The organism is Vibrio ostreicida (assembly GCF_013074385.2).
Classification (GTDB): domain Bacteria; phylum Pseudomonadota; class Gammaproteobacteria; order Enterobacterales; family Vibrionaceae; genus Vibrio; species Vibrio ostreicida.
The window spans coordinates 1-18,082 of record NZ_JABEYA020000012.1 but is presented as its reverse complement, the minus strand read 5'-3'; the positions used below and the strand labels follow the sequence as shown (position 1 = coordinate 18,082).

The following is an 18,082-nucleotide window of genomic DNA, read 5'->3' as shown; positions in this document are numbered from 1 at the left end:
GAGTGTATAAGAATCGATTCCTCAGGAAAAATCGCTTGTTTAGATGTTTAACTTCGGAATTTTCGATATAAACACTCAGGCGATTTAAGCACTGTGGTCCAACAGTTGTTCCATATCACTTATTATAGGTAACTTCATAGAATTACCAGTACAAACAATAACACACCGCCATTTTTCATAAAAATATGCGCTTAGAATCACTCAAGAAGAAAACAAGGTGAAAAAGCTCGAGAGCTTTTGGGACGTCAGAACAGCTAATAACCTGCTAGTTGCATAAATCCTGACCCCTGATGACTCCCTGTGGTGTGCACCGTTCCCTGCCAAAATGGCACCACAAAGGGAAGCCACATTTCTTGATTGATCGCCTCGGTAGTCAGGTCAATGTTTTGGTCTGGGACACGTATGCTCCATTGCAAAGGAACCGAACGTCCATCATTCAACCTAGAAACTCGTATGGGCTCAACCAGCAGTTTGTCAGACGATAAATTCAGGCTTGTGCCGTCACGCTTAGACAAGGTTCCAAAAACATAGGGGGACTGCTTAGCATATCGATAGTGGCTGACAGAAAGTGTTGTTTCCTCATCCAGGTTGAACACAAACCAATCCCACCCTTGCCTATCTTGGACCGCAAGATCACTTGACCATTCTTGACTTATCCAAGCTTGGCCTTCGACCACGATAGGAACGCCGTTTCCTAGCTGGAGAGTACCTTGAACAGCCACAAACGGATGAGAAATTTTATGGGACGCTAACGGCAACATTTCATGCTTTTTAATGTAGCCTTTTTCCCCAGGGATGACATAAGGCCCCTTTTCAAACGTCGTCAAAGCTACGGAAAAATCATCACTTTTCGCACTCAAATGACCTGTAAACGGGCTAGTTCCAAGTGAACGCCAAAACCAGTTATCAATCCAAAGGCTAAATGGCTGCGCGCTCGTACCGGCTTGGCCAATACCACCTCGAGCGACTCTTTGATGTTGCCAAACTCGGTGTGCGTTCGAGACAACGGCGTAGGCAATGTAGAGCTGTGGATTTCTCCACCCTTCTTCTTTTCTGTCTTCCGTAGCAAGTCGAAAGTAACTCCACTGGATACCATAAGAGTCTCCTTTCTGGTCAGTCACATTGGCATAGACTTGCCACGATTCTTGTTGATAGTCATTGTGGAAATTGAAATCTTTGGTCAAATACACTGGAGCATCGGGTAGAACAGGGTCAAATACCTGATTGCTGGCGGGCGATGTTATCTTGCTCTGTGCACTCAATTTTTGCGACGTCAACTTGTTAAGGCTAAGCAAGATAATCGTGCTGAACAAGACAACGAAAAACAGTGCAATAACCCAATAGCCGCGCCTAGAATGGACGCCAAAAACTTTTTTCATTTACAAGGCATCCCGCATTGATTTCATTGGCGCTGACCTTATCGTTCTCAAAACGGGTAGCCCACCCGCCAACATTAATGAAAACATCGCTAACAAACCAGATTGAAGATACTCTCCTGGGATGACTTGCAGCTCTAAGGTCCAGCCAAAGGATTGCCTGATAACGATATCGACGACAATATTGGCCAGCGCCAACCCCAATGGGAGAGCAATCAAAACCGAAATAAGGCCTAGAATGAACAATTGCAAGCCAGCCATCGCCACTAACTCTTTCCCTGACATACCCAAACAACGTAACAAAGAGACATGTTTTTGACGAGAAACTTCACCGGCCACGGTAGCGAAGAAAAGCCCAAAGACGGCAATGAGTAACGTAATATTTCCGAGTTTACTGGCAATGGAAAACGTACGATCAAATATCTTCATCGCCTGCTTATGAATCTCATCATTATCAAAGACACGCTCAGGATTTAATCTAAATACTGTCAACATTTTTTGTTTCAGCGCAGACACGTTTGCGTCCGGTTTAAAGACCGTACCTAACATAACACTGCCGCTCCCAGAAGAAGTGAAAAGCCAGTTGCGATGCGAGAGCAAAACCTGATTATAGGGATTACCGTAATCATAATAGACACCCACAACCAGCCAACCGGGACCAATTCCCACAGGCAAATCGAGATTATCTCCAGGACGAATGTTCAATTTTAGCGCCATGGATTCACTGATCATAACACCTTTAGAATGATGTAAATGGTACCAATAGTTGGGGATTCCTAACTTGACGGTAAGTGCATCCAGCTCTCCTTGGGACGACCCCGTACTCACCACCTGTAACACATCTTTATTGATGTTAACTTCTCTCTCCCAGCGCCACCAAACTGAGTCCACTTCCTCTTGCTTGGTAAGCCAAGTACTCATTCTTGCTGCGGCACTGTTATTGGGGTAGATGTACATATCGGCGGCCAATCGTTGATTCAACCACTTATCGGTGGTGTCGCGAAAGCTACCCACCATTGTCTCAACACCAATATTCGCTGCCATTGCCAACATAAAAGCCATGGTCGCCACACCACGATAACTCATACTCGCGCCCGCATCCGCAAAAAACCAGCGCACTTTTACCCACTTTAAAGAAAACGATAAACTATCGAATACTTTCCATATTAAGAACGGTGTGAGGAGTGCGACGCTGAGTAACATCAGTACAATAATGGCAAAACCCGCCCCCTGAGTCTGAGGGGCCTGATAAATCGCGATACCAACGACACAAAGAGCACAAGCTAACAAAGCCTGAATGGCAAATTCCTTTCCGCTAAACCGCACTAACGACAAGTGCGCGCTTAAGCGAATGGGTTGAGCACGGAGCAAGCGTACCAGAGGCCAAGCGCAAGCGGCAAAAGCCGCTAAAATCGTCAAGGCAAAGCTGTAAATACTGGTTTGCCAGCTCCAGGAGATCAACAACCCCACATTCGCATCATAAAGGCTGTTCAGGCTTGCTGATACGGTTGGGATAAGTTGGTTCGCGAGAAGTAGGCCGAAGAAGTTGCCGGAGAGCCAACTGACAAGCACGAAAACAACAAGTTCCAAACTTAACGCCTGTGCCAACTGCCACCCCGATACGCCAGCTTGACGCATCGCACCGACCAAAGGTTGTCTTTGGGTCAATGATAAGGACATCGCTTGATAGAAGATAAACAACCCAACCAAGAAAGCCAACATCCCCATAGCGGTAAGGTTCATATGAAAAGCCTGAGTCAGCGACTCTAACTCCGTACGAGTATTGCGCGTAAGTGCAATACCATCGGGTAAGTACTGTTTTAGCTTAGCCAGTTTTTTTGGTGGCATATTACCGCAAGCAATTTCGGAGATACCTGAACGTTTGTCTAAGGTTCTAAGCTTTGATATATCTGCAATTAGGCGAGTTCCGCCTAACTTGTTGTATTCATCAATAACAATCGGACCAATTCGAGTACCGTCAGCTAAATCAATAAAATCATGGTCTTTCCATCGCATATGGATAGCTAAGTCAGCGCTGACGATAATCGGATAAGGCTTCTTGAGTAATTTCAACAAGGAGAAATCACTCAACATCTTATCTTGATTTAACGGCAGCATAGCCACTGGATCAACGCCAACCAAGACCAGATCAGCACCATTAGACATCTGTAAGCGGAGACTTTTAAACGGTGAGCATTGGTTAAAACCATCACGACGCAGCTGTACGTAAAAGCCTTGAGGAATGGTGTTGGTGATATGCTTAGGGCGGATACGATAAGGCAGGGGGTTAGAAAACAGTTTTTCACCATGCTCATAACTTTGTTTAGCATGGTGATTGATGGCTGTCACGCCAACGAGTAGCGAAACACCTAGGGTTAAACCTAGCCAGACAAGAAGAATTTGAAAAGGGTAACGTTTATAATGGCCAAGTAATGCTTTAGTGACGGGCCAAAACATGAAGTTGCCCTCCTTGCAAACGCACTCTTCCTTTCATATGAGCTGCGACACGCTCACTGTGTGTCACTAACAACAGTGTACAATTCAGCTGGCGGGTAAGCGTCGTTAGCAACCTCATTACCGCTTCAGCATTACGCTCGTCAAGGCTTCCTGTCGGTTCATCCGCCAAAAGAATTTTGGGCTCCATATACAATGCCCTTGCGATCGCCGCACGCTGCTGTTGACCACCAGAGACCTCTTCAGGGTAACGACCTAACAGAGGCATCAAATCAAGTGCAGAAAGGATCTGGCGCCATAAACCGGTATCTTCTGGTAGCCCTTTAAGCTGACGACAGAAACGAATGTTATCCGCTATATTGAGTGTCGGCAACAGGTTGAACTGTTGGAAAATAAGTCCCACATTGTTGCGCCTAAACGCTGTTCGCTTGCTTTCAGCAATACTATGCATTGGAAACGTTGGAAACCAGATCTCTCCTGAATCGACCGAATCCAGACCAGCGATCAAGTTAAGTAACGTGCTTTTGCCCGACCCACTCTCGCCCATCAATGCCACCTGCTCCCCCTGCTCAAGAGTTAACTCAGCACCTTGTAAAACGGGGTGAAAATCACCGCCATCTACGTAACCTTTGCAGAGTTCTGTCAGTTGAAGCATTAAACGTCCCACAAGCGAACCAAATTGGACTGTGAATCTACACTAAAACCACGCTGGTAGGAAGTAATTTGGACACTGGATCACAACATATGCATCAAAACCCTTAGCATTAAGGTTTTATGTCTAATTTCCGATCAAATTATTTCATTATTTTCCGCGCTTCATCAAGAAAGTTCACCCATTCAAAGGCGTGGATAACCCTCGCTGCTCTCTCTGCTTAGGGGGCCAATGACACAACGGGGGGCAGCGTGATACTGGCCCACTCATTTTTCTTCAGAGCGATACAAAGGGTATTCTTAAAAAAGCGTAAAAACCTCCAAAAAGAGACCCATTGTAAACGTTATAATGGGTAGTTTTTCGGTATTTCCGCCAAGTGCGTACCCTGATTTGCCGGATACACCAAATATTCACCATGGTACTTCACATTCGATTTGTAATCAGTCACCTTGTACAACACAAAGCCCGCAAGGCAGGCCTGTTCGACGAACTGAGCATGATTGCCGCGCACAAACCAACTCATAGGTTTAACTAAAGCCTCTCCATCAAAGCAGTCGTCGCACTGATTTGAACACAGTGCAAAAGAGTTCGGCCCCTCGGTAAAGATCTGTACTTTACCGCATTGAGTCAGCGGCTCAGACGTTGAGACTTCCCAGCCAGATTGCTCCATATGATCGAGAAATGCTTCGATGTCACTGTCTTTAAGGGCAACCTCTTCCTGATTGTGAGGAAAAAATGCCCCATAAAACTGAGAGATCCGCTGAAACGTCGCCATCAGCGCTGACTCATTACCTTTTGACCGCCCCATTTTTTGCCAGCGGGTAAGATCACTCACGACGATTCGCGAAAATTGTTGTGATTTTAAAACCCGAGTCACCCAACGAACCAGATAATGATTATTTGAGACGGGGGCATCCGTCACTTTGCCCAACTTATGTGCTGCGGTGAGTTCTTCCAATGCAGTGTTAACGACATTTTGAATTTCAGATGTGTACTGCGACATTACGCCTTTCTTCCAAATTTCCAGTAAAAACCGACGGACAATAAAGAACATCCCGTCATAACAAGTATCATTGGCCATGCCACACCATCAGGCAAAAAAGCAACCACCGCACCGACCAGTGAACCCAAGCCAAAACGCAAGGTTCCTGCCAAAGAGGAGGCCGTTGCTGCCATTGCCGGATAACCACTCAGTAGCAAACCCATGGTGTTGCTTCCAATGGTGGATATCGTGCCAATGAACAAAACCACACACGGTACCGTGCCCCACAACCCTAGGTCAAGAACCCAGCCGATAAATAGCCAAACGCCCGCAATCAGCTGGACAACAAGTCCAAATCGCAGCATGGTATGCGAGCCTACTCTTCGCACAAAACGCCCATTAATTGACGTCATAATCATCATTGCGACGATATTTAAAGCAAACAGATAACCAAAGTTTTTGGGTTCAACACCATAGAGATCAATGTAAACAAAAGATCCGGCCGTCAGAAAGGCAAACATACCTGAAAAAGAAAACGAGCCAGACATTATCAACCCCATCGCCATTGGGTTTTTACACAGATGAACATAGTTTTTCAACGCGGTAGCAAAACGCAGGGGTTGCCTATTTTCGCTCGCCAATGTTTCTGGAATTTTCCACAACACCAGCACGATCACAACCGCTGCAAACACCGTCAAAATCCAGAAAATCGCTCTCCAACCGAACCAATCGGAGACATACCCTCCCACCATAGGAGCGACAAGGGGCGCCATGGTCATGACCAAGGTGATAAACGACATCACTCTTGAAAAGTCGTCTCGGTCAAACATATCCCGTACAACAGCCTGAATAACCACTGCTGCCGCCGCACCCGCGAACCCTTGTGCAGTGCGCACACACATCAAAGCTTCAATACTATTGGTTGTTGCACTGATCACCGAAGCAACACCAAAAAAAAGCACGCCTAAGAGGAGCACAGGTCGTCGCCCAAAACTGTCAGCCAAAGGGCCATGAATCAGTTGCCCCACAGCGAATCCCGCCGTGTACATAGTCAAGGTAACCTGAACCGCACTGGCAGAAACACCTAAATCATTGGCAATGGTAGGCATTGCGGGCAAGTACATATCAATAGCGAGTGGGGTCAATGCTCCCACTGCACCTAGAACAAAAAACAGTAACAACGACGTTTGAGACGCGTTCGAGATTGGGGTTTCAGTAGTGGGCATAACGCTCCTATTAAGCTGCACTGAGCGACACCCGTGCAGCCATTAGACCAAGATAGCGGACTTCCGTGAATAAGTCTGGCAACCCAACTATAATGAGCGAACTATTGATGAAAAACGAGCTTTTAATCAGTGAATTATTGCCATACAGAGTCAATTTCTGACTGTGTTAGGTAACGATATTCTCCAGGTTCCAACTCTTCATCCAACAAAATATGACCAATTCGCTCTCTGTGCAAATGTTCAACTTTATTGCCCAACGCGGCAAACATACGTTTTACTTGATGGTATTTACCCTCTGTCAGTGTCAGAAGGACCTCACGTTGTTGTGGATCGATAACCTCTAGCTTGGCAGGTAAGGTCGCTACTTTTTCATTCCGCAGTTCGATACCTGACGCAAATTTTTCAACATAGTCGTCACCAATCGATTCAGCCAGCCATACACGATAGGTCTTTTCACATTTGTGCTTTGGCGAAGTAATACGGTGAGACCACTTCCCATCATCCGTGATCAAAACCAGCCCCGTCGTATCAACGTCAAGTCGACCAGCAAAATGCAGGGCCTCGATTTTCACTTCATCAAGCAACATAAAAGCCGTCTGGTTAAAACCATCTTCATGCGAGCAAACAAATCCATCCGGCTTAAACAACATAATGTATCGAGGCCCTGGGGCATTCAGAACGCGGCCCTGCCACTCGACGCTACAATCAGCAGACACCTTAAATGCACCGCTTTTTTGCACGGTGTCATTCACCGTAACATCCCCACTTTTCAGAATTTTCGTTGCTTCTTTCCGAGTTGCACCGAGTGCATCACATAAGTATTTATCTAAACGCATGAATACCTCATCTCTATCAGGTGAGGTAGTATAGTCCCACAAGACCAAATAGTTGAGATATTTCACACAATTTATGTATACACTCCGACCTTATCAAACCGACTCAGTCAAAGCTGTGATTCACTATTTCCGCAAGCACACCAGTCCGGCGGTGTTAGTGTTACCCACCGGTGCCGGAAAAAGCTTGGTCATCGCTGAACTCGCAAGGCTTGCGAGAGGTCGGGTATTGGTCTTGGCTCATGTTAAAGAATTGGTTGAGCAGAATCATGCAAAATATGAAGGTTATAATCTCACGGGTTCTATTTACTCAGCGGGGCTAGGCAGAAAAGAGACAGACCAGCAGGTGGTGTTTGCATCGGTACAATCTGTGGTCCGTAATCTCGACGAGTTTAAAGATTCATTCTCGTTAGTCGTTATTGATGAGTGCCACCGAGTCCCCGATGATAAGAATACTAGCTACCAGAAAGTCATTACCCATTTGCGTGAACTCAACGATGGTATCAAAGTGCTCGGTCTTACCGCGACACCTTACCGTTTAGGTATGGGTTGGATCTATCAATACCATACGCGTGGGCTGGTCAGAACAGAAGACTCACGATTTTTTCGGGATTGTATCTTTGAATTGCCAATCCGCTATTTGCTCGATGAGAACTTTCTGACACCAGCCCGAATGATGGATGCGCCAGTCCTAAGTTATGATTTCTCCCAATTAAAACCAGCGTCTACCGGAAGATATAAAGAGCACGAGCTGGATCTGGTCATCGATAAAGCCAAAAGAGCAACGCCTCAGATAGTAGAACAAATATTACAATTGTCACAAAGTAAACTGGGCGTGATGATTTTCGCCGCCACCGTTCGCCATGCAGAAGAGATTTTCAGTCTATTGCCCGACCAGCAAACTGCGCTGGTCATTGGCGAAACACCGACCCCTGAGCGTGATACCATTATCCATCGTTTTAAGAATCGTCAAATCAAATACTTGGTTAATGTCTCTGTGTTAACCACGGGCTTTGATGCCCCGCATGTTGACCTCATTGCGATACTGAGGCCCACCGAGTCGATTAGCCTTTATCAACAAATTGTCGGACGAGGATTGCGTCTGTCACCGGGCAAGAAGGAATGTTTGGTGCTGGATTACGCAGGTAACAGCTATGACTTGTATCAGCCAGAAGTGGGCGAGCCTAAGCCCGATTCTGACAGTGAAATCATCACCATCCCCTGCCCTGCCTGTGGCTTTAATAACAACTTTTGGGGAAAGTTGGATAACAACGGTTTTCTGATTGAGCATTTTGGTCGAAAGTGTCAGGGCTTTTTTGAAGATGAGGAAAATGGCCAGCGCGAGCACTGTGACTATCGATTCAGGGCGAAATATTGCGGTGAATGCGGTGCAGACAACGACATTGCTGCTAGGATCTGCCACGAATGTGATGCCACCTTGGTCGATCCTGACAAAAAACTCAAAGAGGCGTTAAACCTTAAAGATGCCCTAGTATTCGAATGCCTATCAATGACTCTGAGTGTCTATAAAGATAACAAGGGGAAAAGCAGCGTAAAAGTCTCTTATGTCGGAGAAAACAAGGCGCAGGTACACGAATTTTGGTCACTCTCCACAAAGAGACAAAAGCTAACGTTTAAAAATTGTTTTGTTCGTCCCCACCTTGCCGATAAACATCGTCCCTTTGAAGCGGCTTCTCCAACAAAAGTCGTGAATAACCAGCATCGGTTCCGTCCCCCTCAATTCGTGATAGCTCGTAAACACGGTCGGTTTTGGAAAATGCGCGACAAAATCTTCGAAGACGAGTTGGTCAACTAACATCAATGCTTAGCCAGCGATATTCACCTTGTATTCAGAAAAGTACCACTATAATGATTGATAGAAAATCCGAGAAGGTTACCTTATGTTTTATAGACAGTTAGTATGCTCTGTCGCAGCGTCCCTCAGCTTAATGGCGAGTTACCCGAGCTACGCAGACAAACATAATACGGATGAAAACATCCACCCAGCACTTCAGGATGTCCATAAACCCGGAACAGAAATTGAATTTGACGCCGATCAGGATGAAGTTTTTGAAGCGGTCCGTCAGGGGTATATCCGCCCATTCTCGGAACTGTATACTGCGGTAGAAAAAGACCTCCGTGGACGAATTATCAAAGTCGAACTCGATGAAGACGACGATGTGTGGATCTACGAACTCAAATTGAACTTTAAAAATAACATCATTAAAGTTGAGTACAATGCTACGACTCTGGATTTACTTTCAATGAAAGGCCATAACGTCAAAAATGCAATCAAAAACTAAAAGAGCGCCCCTATGAAAATACTAGTCGTGGAAGACGAACCCCGCTTGGGCCAACAAATCATTGCCGCGTTTGAACACAATGGTTGGGTCCCTGAGCTTTCCGTCGATGGTATCGATGCATTATATCGCGCCACATCGGAACAATGGGATGCGATTGTGTTGGATCTTGGTTTACCCAAATTGGATGGCCTGACCGTATTGAAAGGCATTAGAGATGAAAACGTTAATACTCCAGTTGTTATACTGAGTGCACGCGACACCTTAACTCAGCGCGTTGAAGGTCTCAATGCTGGTGCTGATGACTACCAAACAAAGCCTTTTGAAATGGTGGAGTTAACCGCAAGAATTCGAGCCCAGTTACGCCGTGCTTCAGGCAACGCTGCACCCGTAATGCAGGTGGGTGGATTGAGTCTGGATACTCGAACGTCCAAAGTTCTATGGCAAGAGCAAGCCATTGACCTTACTGCACTGGAATATAAAGTCATTGCTTACTTTATGCACAACTCAGACAAGGTCATTTCACGAACCGAATTGGTTGAGCACATCTACAAACAAGATTTCGATCGCGATTCAAATACGATAGAAGTCTTTATTGGACGTATCCGCAAAAAAATCGCGCCAAAAGTCATCAAAACAGTTCGAGGCCTTGGGTATCAGCTTAATGCCAACTAAAGCAAATCAATTGCTCAAACGCCTAAGCTTAAAGAGCCGTCTTGTCTTAGCGGCCATTGTCTGGCTCACCGCAATGATAATGGCTGCAGGCGTGATGGTACCCTCTCAAGTCTATCGTTATATGGAAGAGGATGCCAAAGCACAGCTGTCTACGTTTATGGATGAAATCGCAGCCACGTTAGAGGCCGATGAACAAGGTCATATTTCTTTATCTTCCCCGTTGTCAGATCCTCGATTTAGCCGCCCCTATAGTGGCTTTTATTGGTCCGCGAATACCGATAAGGAGCTGCTGCGTTCGCGCTCTCTTTGGGACAAAAAAATCATCCAGAAAGGCTTGGAACACTCTCTTCTCGGTGCCCGTGAAGAAAAACTGATCCATATACGTTCAACTCTCTACTTTCCTGATTATGATGGCCCCATTGACGTGGTCATTGGCATGGATGAACAGCCTATTGAGGACACCGTACGCAGCCTTACTGGCCAACTTTGGGTTATTCTCTCCCTTCTGTATATTGGTGTGCTCACACTGATCATTATTCAAGTTCAGTGGTCGTTAAGTCCTCTTAGCAAAATGCATCAGGAATTATCGCAATTACGATCGGGAAAAAAAACGCAATTGGATCAAGAATACCCACGTGAAGTCTCACCCGTCGTTTCTGATCTCAATGCATTGGTTTTCCATTATCAAGAGCTGCTTGAGCGAGCAAGGCATCACGCGGGAAATTTGTCGCATGCGCTTAAAACGCCGCTTTCTGTCTTAAAAAATGAAGTGGATTGTCTGGACCATCACCTCCAGAAAAACCTCATACCTCCACTCAATCAAATCCAAAGCCAGATCGATTATCATCTGGGCAAAGCGCGAATGGCCGGTTCAAAACATATACTTTCAGTCAAATCGTCCCCGTCTCATCGAGTCGACGCTATTTCCAAAGCTTTCGATAAAGTCTACGTTCAGCGCCATATTACGCTGGTTAATGAACTGGACTCCGAGTTAGTCATCGCGGTCGAAGAAACGGATCTTGATGAAATGATGGGTAACTTATTGGAGAACGCTTACAAGTGGTCACGCAGTATGATTCGGGTTCATTCGAAACAAAACCCTCTCAACAGCGATTCCGTTGACATCATCATTGAAGACGATGGCGAAGGTATCCCACAAGATAAGCTCACCCAAGTGATCGAACGAGGTGTTCGGCTGGATGAGACGACCCCTGGGACAGGGCTTGGGCTAAACATTGTCAGTGAAATGGCGCACAGCTACCGCGGTAAACTAATTTTAGAGCCTAGCTCACTTGGGGGTCTCAAAGCCGTACTTTCAATGAAGACCTCTCAATCCAACCATTAATAGTGACGCCCAATAACTATCCTAGCGCCACTGATGTTCCGGCCATTTGTCATGTTCTAAAATGGCCCCGATATCGCTGATTCGCTAAACTCCATACCTCAGTGGGCGGTTTGTCAAACCCACTCAGGTAGGCAGGATATTCGACAAAATAGCGAGAAGGTTTAGCGTTTAAACGTGAATGAGAAATCTTAATTATTATTGATTTATGAATCAGGCTCAACTTGGCTAGAGTGGTGTTATTCGATATTTTATACTGCCACCAAATCAGCTAGAACACATCATAACAGCGAGGCAAGTGGACAGGTAAACAAGGATAATGTGATGAGAAATCCTCTGATTGCCATCGGCATATTGGTTAGTGGCTATCTTTTGGTCAGCCTCCTAAAAGCGGATGTCGATAAAAGGCTGGTCAAACAAGATATTCTGAATACGATTCAAACCGATAATCAACTCAACACAGCAGATCGAATCGCTGATACATCCAGACTTTTTCTTGGGGTCGATTACCAAGCCAATACTCTGACGTCAATCAACGCGGAAAAGGAAACTCTGGTCAAAAACCTTAATCATGTCGATAACTTAACGTTACTCGACTATGTTATCTCCCTAGCGTTCTCCGATTCATTCGCTCAATTTGAACACAACCTCAGCAGAGTGCGCTACCTGCATGGACACATTGACTATATTACTCGTCGGCATTTTTTCTCTGACTGGCTTAACGACAATACTTTCAATCTGATTGATATGACCGCTAAGCTCAGTACGCGCACCGTCACCACCTTAAAGCACATCAACCAAAAAACCCCGCAAGGTCAGCGATGGATACCCTCTGTCCCCATCACAGATAGGCATATCAACTTTATTCCACGTCAGTTCATTGATGAGAATCTGATGGCGCAGCTAAAAAATGGAGATTTGATCGGTATATACAGTCACAAACTTGGCTTAGACGTTTCCCACACAGGAATACTGATTAACAAAGAGCGTAAGGTCTATCTTCGTCATGCCTCGTTGAAAAACGACAAGGTGGTCGATACTCCACTGATGCAATACCTCAAAAACAAACCAGGGATCCTCATCTACCGTTTCAACAACCCGACTCTAGCCTACACCCCCATTCAATAGGTCATATGGTAAACCATTTTATTACCAATTAAGGCGGCACTGCCCTCACCTAACCGAGCAAAGGTGACACGCCCATCAAACGCCCCCGTTCTGACAAATAAATTTTCGATGACACCTTGGTTTTGCGTAGGTACATCCAGCGCAATTTGCTTTTGCATGGAAAATAAAACGCCTTCACTGTCAAGGGTGTAGTGTCCGGAACCTGTATAACCAACACGACGTTGGGACAGGAGAGAATAAACATTAAATGTCCCATTTTCGTTCAAAGTTAACTCTGTCCGCAAAGGGAGCGTCACAGCAGCACTTACTCCCGGCCTCCCAGAATCTATATGTGCTGTCGTATGGCTAATAAAATGTCGGTTCAGAGTATTGTCGTCAATATAAGAGAGTCCCCCACCTAAGCCTAAACCCATCACTAAGCCAACTGGCGTAATCCATTTATTCACAATCAACGACTCCACTATTTTTATTAAAGCTCAGCGATCGTCCGTTACCATCAACGATCAGGTGCAACTGACCAAAATCATAGACAACAGCATTATTGTATACATCTGCTTGCTTCCCCTCTTGCACAAGGAAACGACATACAGAGTATGTATGTGTAGTGAACGAGGCTAAATCGACAGGAGAGCGCAACGTTTCTGTCACCATATAACTGGCCAGCGTTCCCAAAAAAAACAAGCCCAGAGCGGAGTAATATTGCTGAATTTTTCTGATTATCCCTAACGTGGTGGCTTGCAATATGTGCGTCTGGCCGCTTGACGACAACACATCATACGCTGGCTCTGCACTGGCACGACTTGGGCTTTCGACAGACTCGGCAGGTATGACCCGACCAACAAATTCGTAACCCGTCCCCCTTACGGTCCGAATCACCTCATTACCTCGGCCTTCCAACGCTCTGCGGCAGTTGGAGATAGAATGTAATAAGCTACTATGCTCCACCAAAATACCACGCTTGTGCCAGACTTCATGCATCAACTCATCTTTTGTGAGTACCTTACCGCCATTCATTATCATATAGTTAAGCAGCGCGATCTCATTAACACCGATAGGATGACGAACCTGAGTCTCCTGACTGTCGATAAAACCTTGTTCTGCATTAAAAATGTACGCTCCGTTAATAATAAACATCATCTCCCCTCAACCGTACTGCATGACCATTGCCAACTTATTAGCATCGAAAAGCTGTCTCCTAAACGATAACCTAATCCACATAGAACCTAGCCATTGTGAAAAGTACCCTCACGGCTTGAGATCTACCTGATAAAACTTGCGGCTCGTTATACCTAAGATTTTCTCTCCTCGGTTAAGGCAATGTCAGGTTAAGACTCTTTCACAATTAACCATTATTAAAAAACATCAAGCACATGATTTATAAGAACTAAAACAAAAAACCAGCGTAGATACGCTGGTTGTATTAGGGTCATTTCATTTACTGTTCTATGGTTGAGAATAAATAGGAATATCGAGGAGCGACCAAAATAATCTGTGACTCGCTATAAGGAATGATCGTTAGATCCTCGATAGAATGCATACCACGTTGACTGAACATGGTTTCCATCGTACTCAGAGTTTTGCCTTCAGGCACCACCTGCTCCGCGTTGAAGGGCATCAACGCCAACCCATATGCACTGAAATGGTAATGTCCGGCCGTATTAAAACCAACCAGACCACCCGTAAGAAAATACATTTCATACTGCCCTGAACGTTTCAAGGACAGTGACGAACGCAACCTGACCTTCTCACTTCCGTCTTGGGTGGGTGTCACTATGTGGGTACGGCTTTCAAAATTCTGGCTAACCGTTGGTGAACTCACTAAGCCAGCACCACCTCCTAATAGGAGACCGAACGCGACACTCGCAATGACATAAGCCTTATTCACAGTTCACCTCAACCTCCCCCTTCTGGTAGGTAACGGAGATCCCATGTTGATCCACCAGAATCATTTGATTACCACTATCGAATGCACGTACGTTATCCAAAGTGATCGGCTGCTTTGTCTCAAGGGTACACCTCTGATAATGAAGTTCTGAATATTCTGCCTCAACCCAGGGGCTCCGAAAAGAGGAAGCGAGCCAGTATGCAAGCCCAGCACTCAGAGAAAACAGCAACGCATAGCGTGCATGGTACTTAAAAAACAATACCGTTGAATCAGACGCGTTGTTGCCTACTGACGTCGGATTGCTTTCCTCAACCACCGATTGGTCAGGTTGGTATGGTTTGACCTCACCATTAAACTGATAGCCAACACCGCGTATGGTGCTAATTAACTCGCCATTTCTGTCCCGCAATGTTTTCCGACACGTGGATACGCAATGCAACAAACTACTTTCTTCGACGATAACTCCTTTACTATGCCAAACTTGTTCAAGCAGTTCGGATTTCGGCAGCGGCCTGTGAGGATGTTCAACCATGTACTGAAGCAACGATATTTCATTGCCACCTAACATGGTTTTTTGGCCTGATTTTACGTCTTCTACGAAACCAGCCCGTAAGTTGAGAATATAATCATTATTGATAATCAGCATTATAATTGACTGAATATAGGTGTGTTCTGTTTGCTAACCATATATGAAAACGCGACAAAAGAAAAAGCAGAGCGGCAAAAGAAAGCGTATTTTTTATCTCCTAACATTTGGGCCGCCATTCTCTCCACTATTTGCCCACACACCGTCGCTTAACAGATGTTCCCTATTGCAGGAAAAGTGAGAGAATGCTAGTATCCGCGCTCGCTTGATAAGTTACAATCTGTCTCTTATCAGGTGAGTTACCACATCGAGGCAAGGTCGCATTGCAGGATGTGAACATTAATTTTCTAATTTTGAGAGTCATACTATGAAATTTGAAGCAGTAGTACGTACTGAACTAGGTAAAGGTGCGAGCCGCCGCCTACGTCATACTGGCAACTTCCCAGCTATCGTTTACGGTGGTGAAGCAGCACCAGTATCTATCGTTCTAAACCACGATGACATCGTTAACCAAATGGACAAGCCAGAGTTTTACGAAGGCCTTGTTCTTGTTATTGATGGCGCTGAAGTGAAAGTGAAACCGCAAGACGTTCAACGTCACGCGTTTAAGCCAAAAGTTGAGCACATGGACTTCATCCGCATCTAATTCCCTACCAAGGAATTCGTTGGATTGATTCCAGCCTTTTGCATATCAGATCATCGGCTTTACCATCCGAGACATCTAAACATTCGAAACCCCGATGCTACCAACATCGGGGTTTCACCGTTTTTGAGCTCCACCTCAACCATTGTGCGATATACAACACCCAACCTTAAACTGAAAATAACAAGCGTTACGAACCGCTCTTGAACAGTCTACTCACCCTATGCCCAAAGGCTAGCCGCTGCGGTTGCCTCTCTTATATTTCAATCAAAGGATCTCACAATGGGCAATATTCAGATTCTACAGCAAACCCTACAAAACCAACGCCCCTCCATTCAAAAAAACGCGTTAATTCTCTGATGCTTGCTACGAAAAGTGTGCTGATGGCTCTAAGTTAACCTTACCCAAATGGAGGAGGTATTCCGCGACCTAAAGAGTACCGCTGATGGGATCGCACTTCGTCACAATAGAACCCGCTTTACTAAGCGGTTAGGTATTCTGCTTCTTATTGCGTTGCTCGCTGAAATCTTGATGTGGTGGAATGGCTTCATTGCAGTACAAGCCAAATGGTATGTTAACTTTCAAACCAACAGCATTAAACACCGTCGAGCTCTATCCATACCTCGTCTCGGCAGAGAAGTGCAGAATCATCGGCGATGACTAAATTAATGAATCTCAATACCAATGGGGTATGTTCGAATATCAAAGGCTAACACCCCATTCAGGGCTGGGGAAATTATGAGGAGATTCGTCAGCGCCTGAATAACACATTTTCTGCCATTCAAAGTAAGTTCAAATTGAACACTTAATACGGCAAACCAAAGAAATCTAGAATGCCGAATGTAGCAAATCGTGTCGATGCATTAGTTGAATGTAATTTACACCATACCCACATAATCTGGCATGGATTGAATGCGATGACACCAATTTTTAATTGCTGGATAATCCGTTAGATCAAAACCACCTTCACCTGCAACATGGGTATAAGCATAAAGAGAAATATCAGCAATTGACATATCATTACCAACTAAATACTGAGTTTCAGTCAATTGACTTTCCATTAATTGAAGAGCTTTATGACCACCTTCTCGAAGTGAAAGATATTCAGCTTCTCTTTCTTTTGGCATACCCAAGTACTTTTGAATAAAGCGAGCGACGGCAATGAACGGCTCATGGCTGTATTGTTCAAAGAACAGCCACTCATACACTTTTGCTTTTAAGTACGTATCTGTTGGTAAAAATGCTGTATTCTCAGAAAAATAGCCTAATATTGCGTTCGATTCACACAGATGACGACCATCATCTAATGCAACCGCAGGGATTTTTCCATTTGGGTATTTAGATAGGAAATCAGCCGTTTTTGTTTCACCATCTAAAATATTCACATGAATCCACTCATGTTCAACATTTAGAAACGATAGTAACATCTTAACTTTTAGACAATTTCCTGATTGGAGATCACCATATACTTTCATTTCATTCTCCTTGACGATGAAATTCAACATCAAGCTAAGCGGCTAACAAACTGACCACCTAACTCAATTGACCACCTTGAACAGTTTGATTTTGTTACGTTCGTAACCATTTATGCGTGATATCGCTGTCCACTACCCATAAGCATGTTTATACGCCTTAGGGACTGTGCTTATTACGAACGCCTGATAGCACTCCAAGCACCACAGCCTTCTGGGCCTTGAACACGCATTTAGCAACATTCGCTCAACACAGGTTTGCCCTGCCCTCACTCAACAGCTGATCACGCCTCAACCCACGTTATTTTAAAAGTCCCCCTTTTCTCCGCGGGCGATGACCTGCCTTTTAACCGACGTAGTCAGCAGGCGTTTTATTCAATCCTCAAATTAATAATCATAAATTATTGATTATTAATTATTCTTAGCCCTGCCTGTTTAATATTGTACCTTTCCACACTAACTGTACAGAATATTATTTTTGGAAAAGAACCATGAAAAACATTCTATCACTAATAAGAAGAATGGTGA

At 45.0% G+C, this 18,082-nt stretch carries 18 protein-coding genes; 7 read left to right on the top strand and 11 right to left on the bottom strand.

Going from position 1 to position 18,082, the window contains the following annotated elements; genetic code table 11:
• Positions 1 to 254 precede the first annotated feature (254 nt).
• The 6 genes from HLM86_RS14750 to rsuA all read right to left on the bottom strand — a co-directional run bounded on the left by HLM86_RS14750 (position 255) and on the right by rsuA (position 7,526).
• A complete protein-coding gene (locus HLM86_RS14750) occupies positions 255 to 1,379 on the bottom strand; it encodes a lipocalin-like domain-containing protein (RefSeq protein ID WP_170883574.1) in 1,125 nt (374 codons plus the stop codon).
• Positions 1,380 to 3,833 (bottom strand): FtsX-like permease family protein, encoded by a 2,454-nt coding sequence (locus HLM86_RS14745; protein WP_076587638.1) that lies wholly within the window; start codon positions 3,831 to 3,833, stop codon positions 1,380 to 1,382.
• A complete protein-coding gene (locus HLM86_RS14740; protein WP_076587636.1) occupies positions 3,814 to 4,485 on the bottom strand; it encodes an ABC transporter ATP-binding protein in 672 nt (223 codons plus the stop codon). Before HLM86_RS14740 ends, HLM86_RS14745 begins: the two co-directional genes overlap by 20 nt.
• 340 nt (positions 4,486 to 4,825) lie before the next feature.
• Entirely contained in the window at positions 4,826 to 5,485 is a 660-nt protein-coding gene (locus HLM86_RS14735) for a DUF2913 family protein (protein WP_076587634.1), read from the bottom strand.
• Positions 5,485 to 6,690 (bottom strand): Bcr/CflA family multidrug efflux MFS transporter, encoded by a 1,206-nt coding sequence (locus tag HLM86_RS14730; RefSeq protein ID WP_170883573.1) that lies wholly within the window; start codon positions 6,688 to 6,690, stop codon positions 5,485 to 5,487. Before HLM86_RS14730 ends, HLM86_RS14735 begins: the two co-directional genes overlap by 1 nt.
• 134 nt (positions 6,691 to 6,824) lie before the next feature.
• Positions 6,825 to 7,526 (bottom strand): 16S rRNA pseudouridine(516) synthase RsuA, encoded by a 702-nt coding sequence (gene rsuA / locus HLM86_RS14725; protein WP_076587631.1) that lies wholly within the window; start codon positions 7,524 to 7,526, stop codon positions 6,825 to 6,827.
• A gap of 73 nt (positions 7,527 to 7,599) precedes the next feature.
• Here rsuA and radD point away from each other — a divergent pair, with 73 nt between their 5' ends.
• The 5 genes from radD (at position 7,600) to HLM86_RS14700 (ending at position 12,968) form a co-directional block, all read left to right on the top strand.
• Positions 7,600 to 9,339, top strand: coding sequence for a DNA repair helicase RadD (radD, locus tag HLM86_RS14720; protein ID WP_076587629.1), 1,740 nt, complete (start codon positions 7,600 to 7,602; stop codon positions 9,337 to 9,339).
• An 85-nt stretch (positions 9,340 to 9,424) separates the two neighbouring features.
• Complete coding sequence (locus HLM86_RS14715; protein ID WP_076587627.1) at positions 9,425 to 9,826, top strand: PepSY domain-containing protein; 402 nt, start codon at positions 9,425 to 9,427, stop codon at positions 9,824 to 9,826.
• A gap of 12 nt (positions 9,827 to 9,838) precedes the next feature.
• Positions 9,839 to 10,498 carry a response regulator transcription factor gene (locus HLM86_RS14710; protein ID WP_076587625.1) on the top strand — a complete coding sequence of 220 codons (660 nt, stop codon included), beginning with the start codon at positions 9,839 to 9,841 and terminating at the stop codon, positions 10,496 to 10,498.
• Positions 10,488 to 11,843, top strand: coding sequence for an ATP-binding protein (locus HLM86_RS14705; RefSeq protein ID WP_076587623.1), 1,356 nt, complete (start codon positions 10,488 to 10,490; stop codon positions 11,841 to 11,843). Before HLM86_RS14710 ends, HLM86_RS14705 begins: the two co-directional genes overlap by 11 nt.
• A gap of 321 nt (positions 11,844 to 12,164) precedes the next feature.
• Positions 12,165 to 12,968: an N-acetylmuramoyl-L-alanine amidase-like domain-containing protein gene (locus tag HLM86_RS14700; RefSeq protein WP_076587621.1), complete on the top strand. Its 804-nt coding sequence runs from the start codon at positions 12,165 to 12,167 to the stop codon at positions 12,966 to 12,968.
• Here HLM86_RS14700 and HLM86_RS14695 read toward each other — a convergent pair.
• The 4 genes from HLM86_RS14695 to HLM86_RS14680 form a co-directional block, all read right to left on the bottom strand.
• Positions 12,962 to 13,414: a hypothetical protein gene (locus tag HLM86_RS14695; protein WP_076587619.1), complete on the bottom strand. Its 453-nt coding sequence runs from the start codon at positions 13,412 to 13,414 to the stop codon at positions 12,962 to 12,964. The two genes, HLM86_RS14700 and HLM86_RS14695, sit on opposite strands and share 7 nt — an antisense overlap.
• Positions 13,407 to 14,105, bottom strand: coding sequence for a winged helix-turn-helix domain-containing protein (locus tag HLM86_RS14690; protein WP_254868819.1), 699 nt, complete (start codon positions 14,103 to 14,105; stop codon positions 13,407 to 13,409). Before HLM86_RS14690 ends, HLM86_RS14695 begins: the two co-directional genes overlap by 8 nt.
• A gap of 298 nt (positions 14,106 to 14,403) precedes the next feature.
• Positions 14,404 to 14,853 (bottom strand): hypothetical protein, encoded by a 450-nt coding sequence (locus HLM86_RS14685; protein WP_170883571.1) that lies wholly within the window; start codon positions 14,851 to 14,853, stop codon positions 14,404 to 14,406.
• Positions 14,846 to 15,499 carry a winged helix-turn-helix domain-containing protein gene (locus HLM86_RS14680; protein WP_170883570.1) on the bottom strand — a complete coding sequence of 218 codons (654 nt, stop codon included), beginning with the start codon at positions 15,497 to 15,499 and terminating at the stop codon, positions 14,846 to 14,848. Before HLM86_RS14680 ends, HLM86_RS14685 begins: the two co-directional genes overlap by 8 nt.
• 307 nt (positions 15,500 to 15,806) lie before the next feature.
• Between HLM86_RS14680 and rplY the strand changes: the two genes are divergently transcribed.
• On the top strand, positions 15,807 to 16,085 hold the full coding sequence (gene rplY, locus HLM86_RS14675) for a 50S ribosomal protein L25 (protein ID WP_076587608.1): 279 nt from the start codon (positions 15,807 to 15,809) through the stop codon (positions 16,083 to 16,085).
• A 405-nt stretch (positions 16,086 to 16,490) separates the two neighbouring features.
• On the top strand, positions 16,491 to 16,742 hold the full coding sequence (locus HLM86_RS14670) for a hypothetical protein (protein ID WP_245798173.1): 252 nt from the start codon (positions 16,491 to 16,493) through the stop codon (positions 16,740 to 16,742).
• Between the two features lie 218 nt (positions 16,743 to 16,960).
• On the opposite strand, the gene HLM86_RS14665 is transcribed toward HLM86_RS14670, so the two are convergent.
• A complete protein-coding gene (locus HLM86_RS14665; RefSeq protein WP_076587604.1) occupies positions 16,961 to 17,557 on the bottom strand; it encodes a glutathione S-transferase family protein in 597 nt (198 codons plus the stop codon).
• Between the last annotated feature and the right edge of the window lie 525 nt (positions 17,558 to 18,082).

Coding starts and splice junctions, on each gene's coding strand:
- HLM86_RS14750 (WP_170883574.1), bottom strand. CDS start 1,379: ATGAAAAAAGTTTTTGGCGTCCATTCTAGGCGCGGCTATTGGGTTATT.
- HLM86_RS14730 (WP_170883573.1), bottom strand. CDS start 6,690: ATGCCCACTACTGAAACCCCAATCTCGAACGCGTCTCAAACGTCGTTG.
- HLM86_RS14665 (WP_076587604.1), bottom strand. CDS start 17,557: ATGAAAGTATATGGTGATCTCCAATCAGGAAATTGTCTAAAAGTTAAG.
- HLM86_RS14745 (WP_076587638.1), bottom strand. CDS start 3,833: ATGTTTTGGCCCGTCACTAAAGCATTACTTGGCCATTATAAACGTTAC.
- HLM86_RS14705 (WP_076587623.1), top strand. CDS start 10,488: ATGCCAACTAAAGCAAATCAATTGCTCAAACGCCTAAGCTTAAAGAGC.
- rsuA (WP_076587631.1), bottom strand. CDS start 7,526: ATGCGTTTAGATAAATACTTATGTGATGCACTCGGTGCAACTCGGAAA.
- HLM86_RS14735 (WP_076587634.1), bottom strand. CDS start 5,485: ATGTCGCAGTACACATCTGAAATTCAAAATGTCGTTAACACTGCATTG.
- HLM86_RS14670 (WP_245798173.1), top strand. CDS start 16,491: ATGGAGGAGGTATTCCGCGACCTAAAGAGTACCGCTGATGGGATCGCA.
- rplY (WP_076587608.1), top strand. CDS start 15,807: ATGAAATTTGAAGCAGTAGTACGTACTGAACTAGGTAAAGGTGCGAGC.
- HLM86_RS14710 (WP_076587625.1), top strand. CDS start 9,839: ATGAAAATACTAGTCGTGGAAGACGAACCCCGCTTGGGCCAACAAATC.
- HLM86_RS14700 (WP_076587621.1), top strand. CDS start 12,165: ATGAGAAATCCTCTGATTGCCATCGGCATATTGGTTAGTGGCTATCTT.
- HLM86_RS14740 (WP_076587636.1), bottom strand. CDS start 4,485: ATGCTTCAACTGACAGAACTCTGCAAAGGTTACGTAGATGGCGGTGAT.
- HLM86_RS14680 (WP_170883570.1), bottom strand. CDS start 15,499: ATGCTGATTATCAATAATGATTATATTCTCAACTTACGGGCTGGTTTC.
- HLM86_RS14715 (WP_076587627.1), top strand. CDS start 9,425: ATGTTTTATAGACAGTTAGTATGCTCTGTCGCAGCGTCCCTCAGCTTA.
- radD (WP_076587629.1), top strand. CDS start 7,600: ATGTATACACTCCGACCTTATCAAACCGACTCAGTCAAAGCTGTGATT.
- HLM86_RS14690 (WP_254868819.1), bottom strand. CDS start 14,105: ATGATGTTTATTATTAACGGAGCGTACATTTTTAATGCAGAACAAGGT.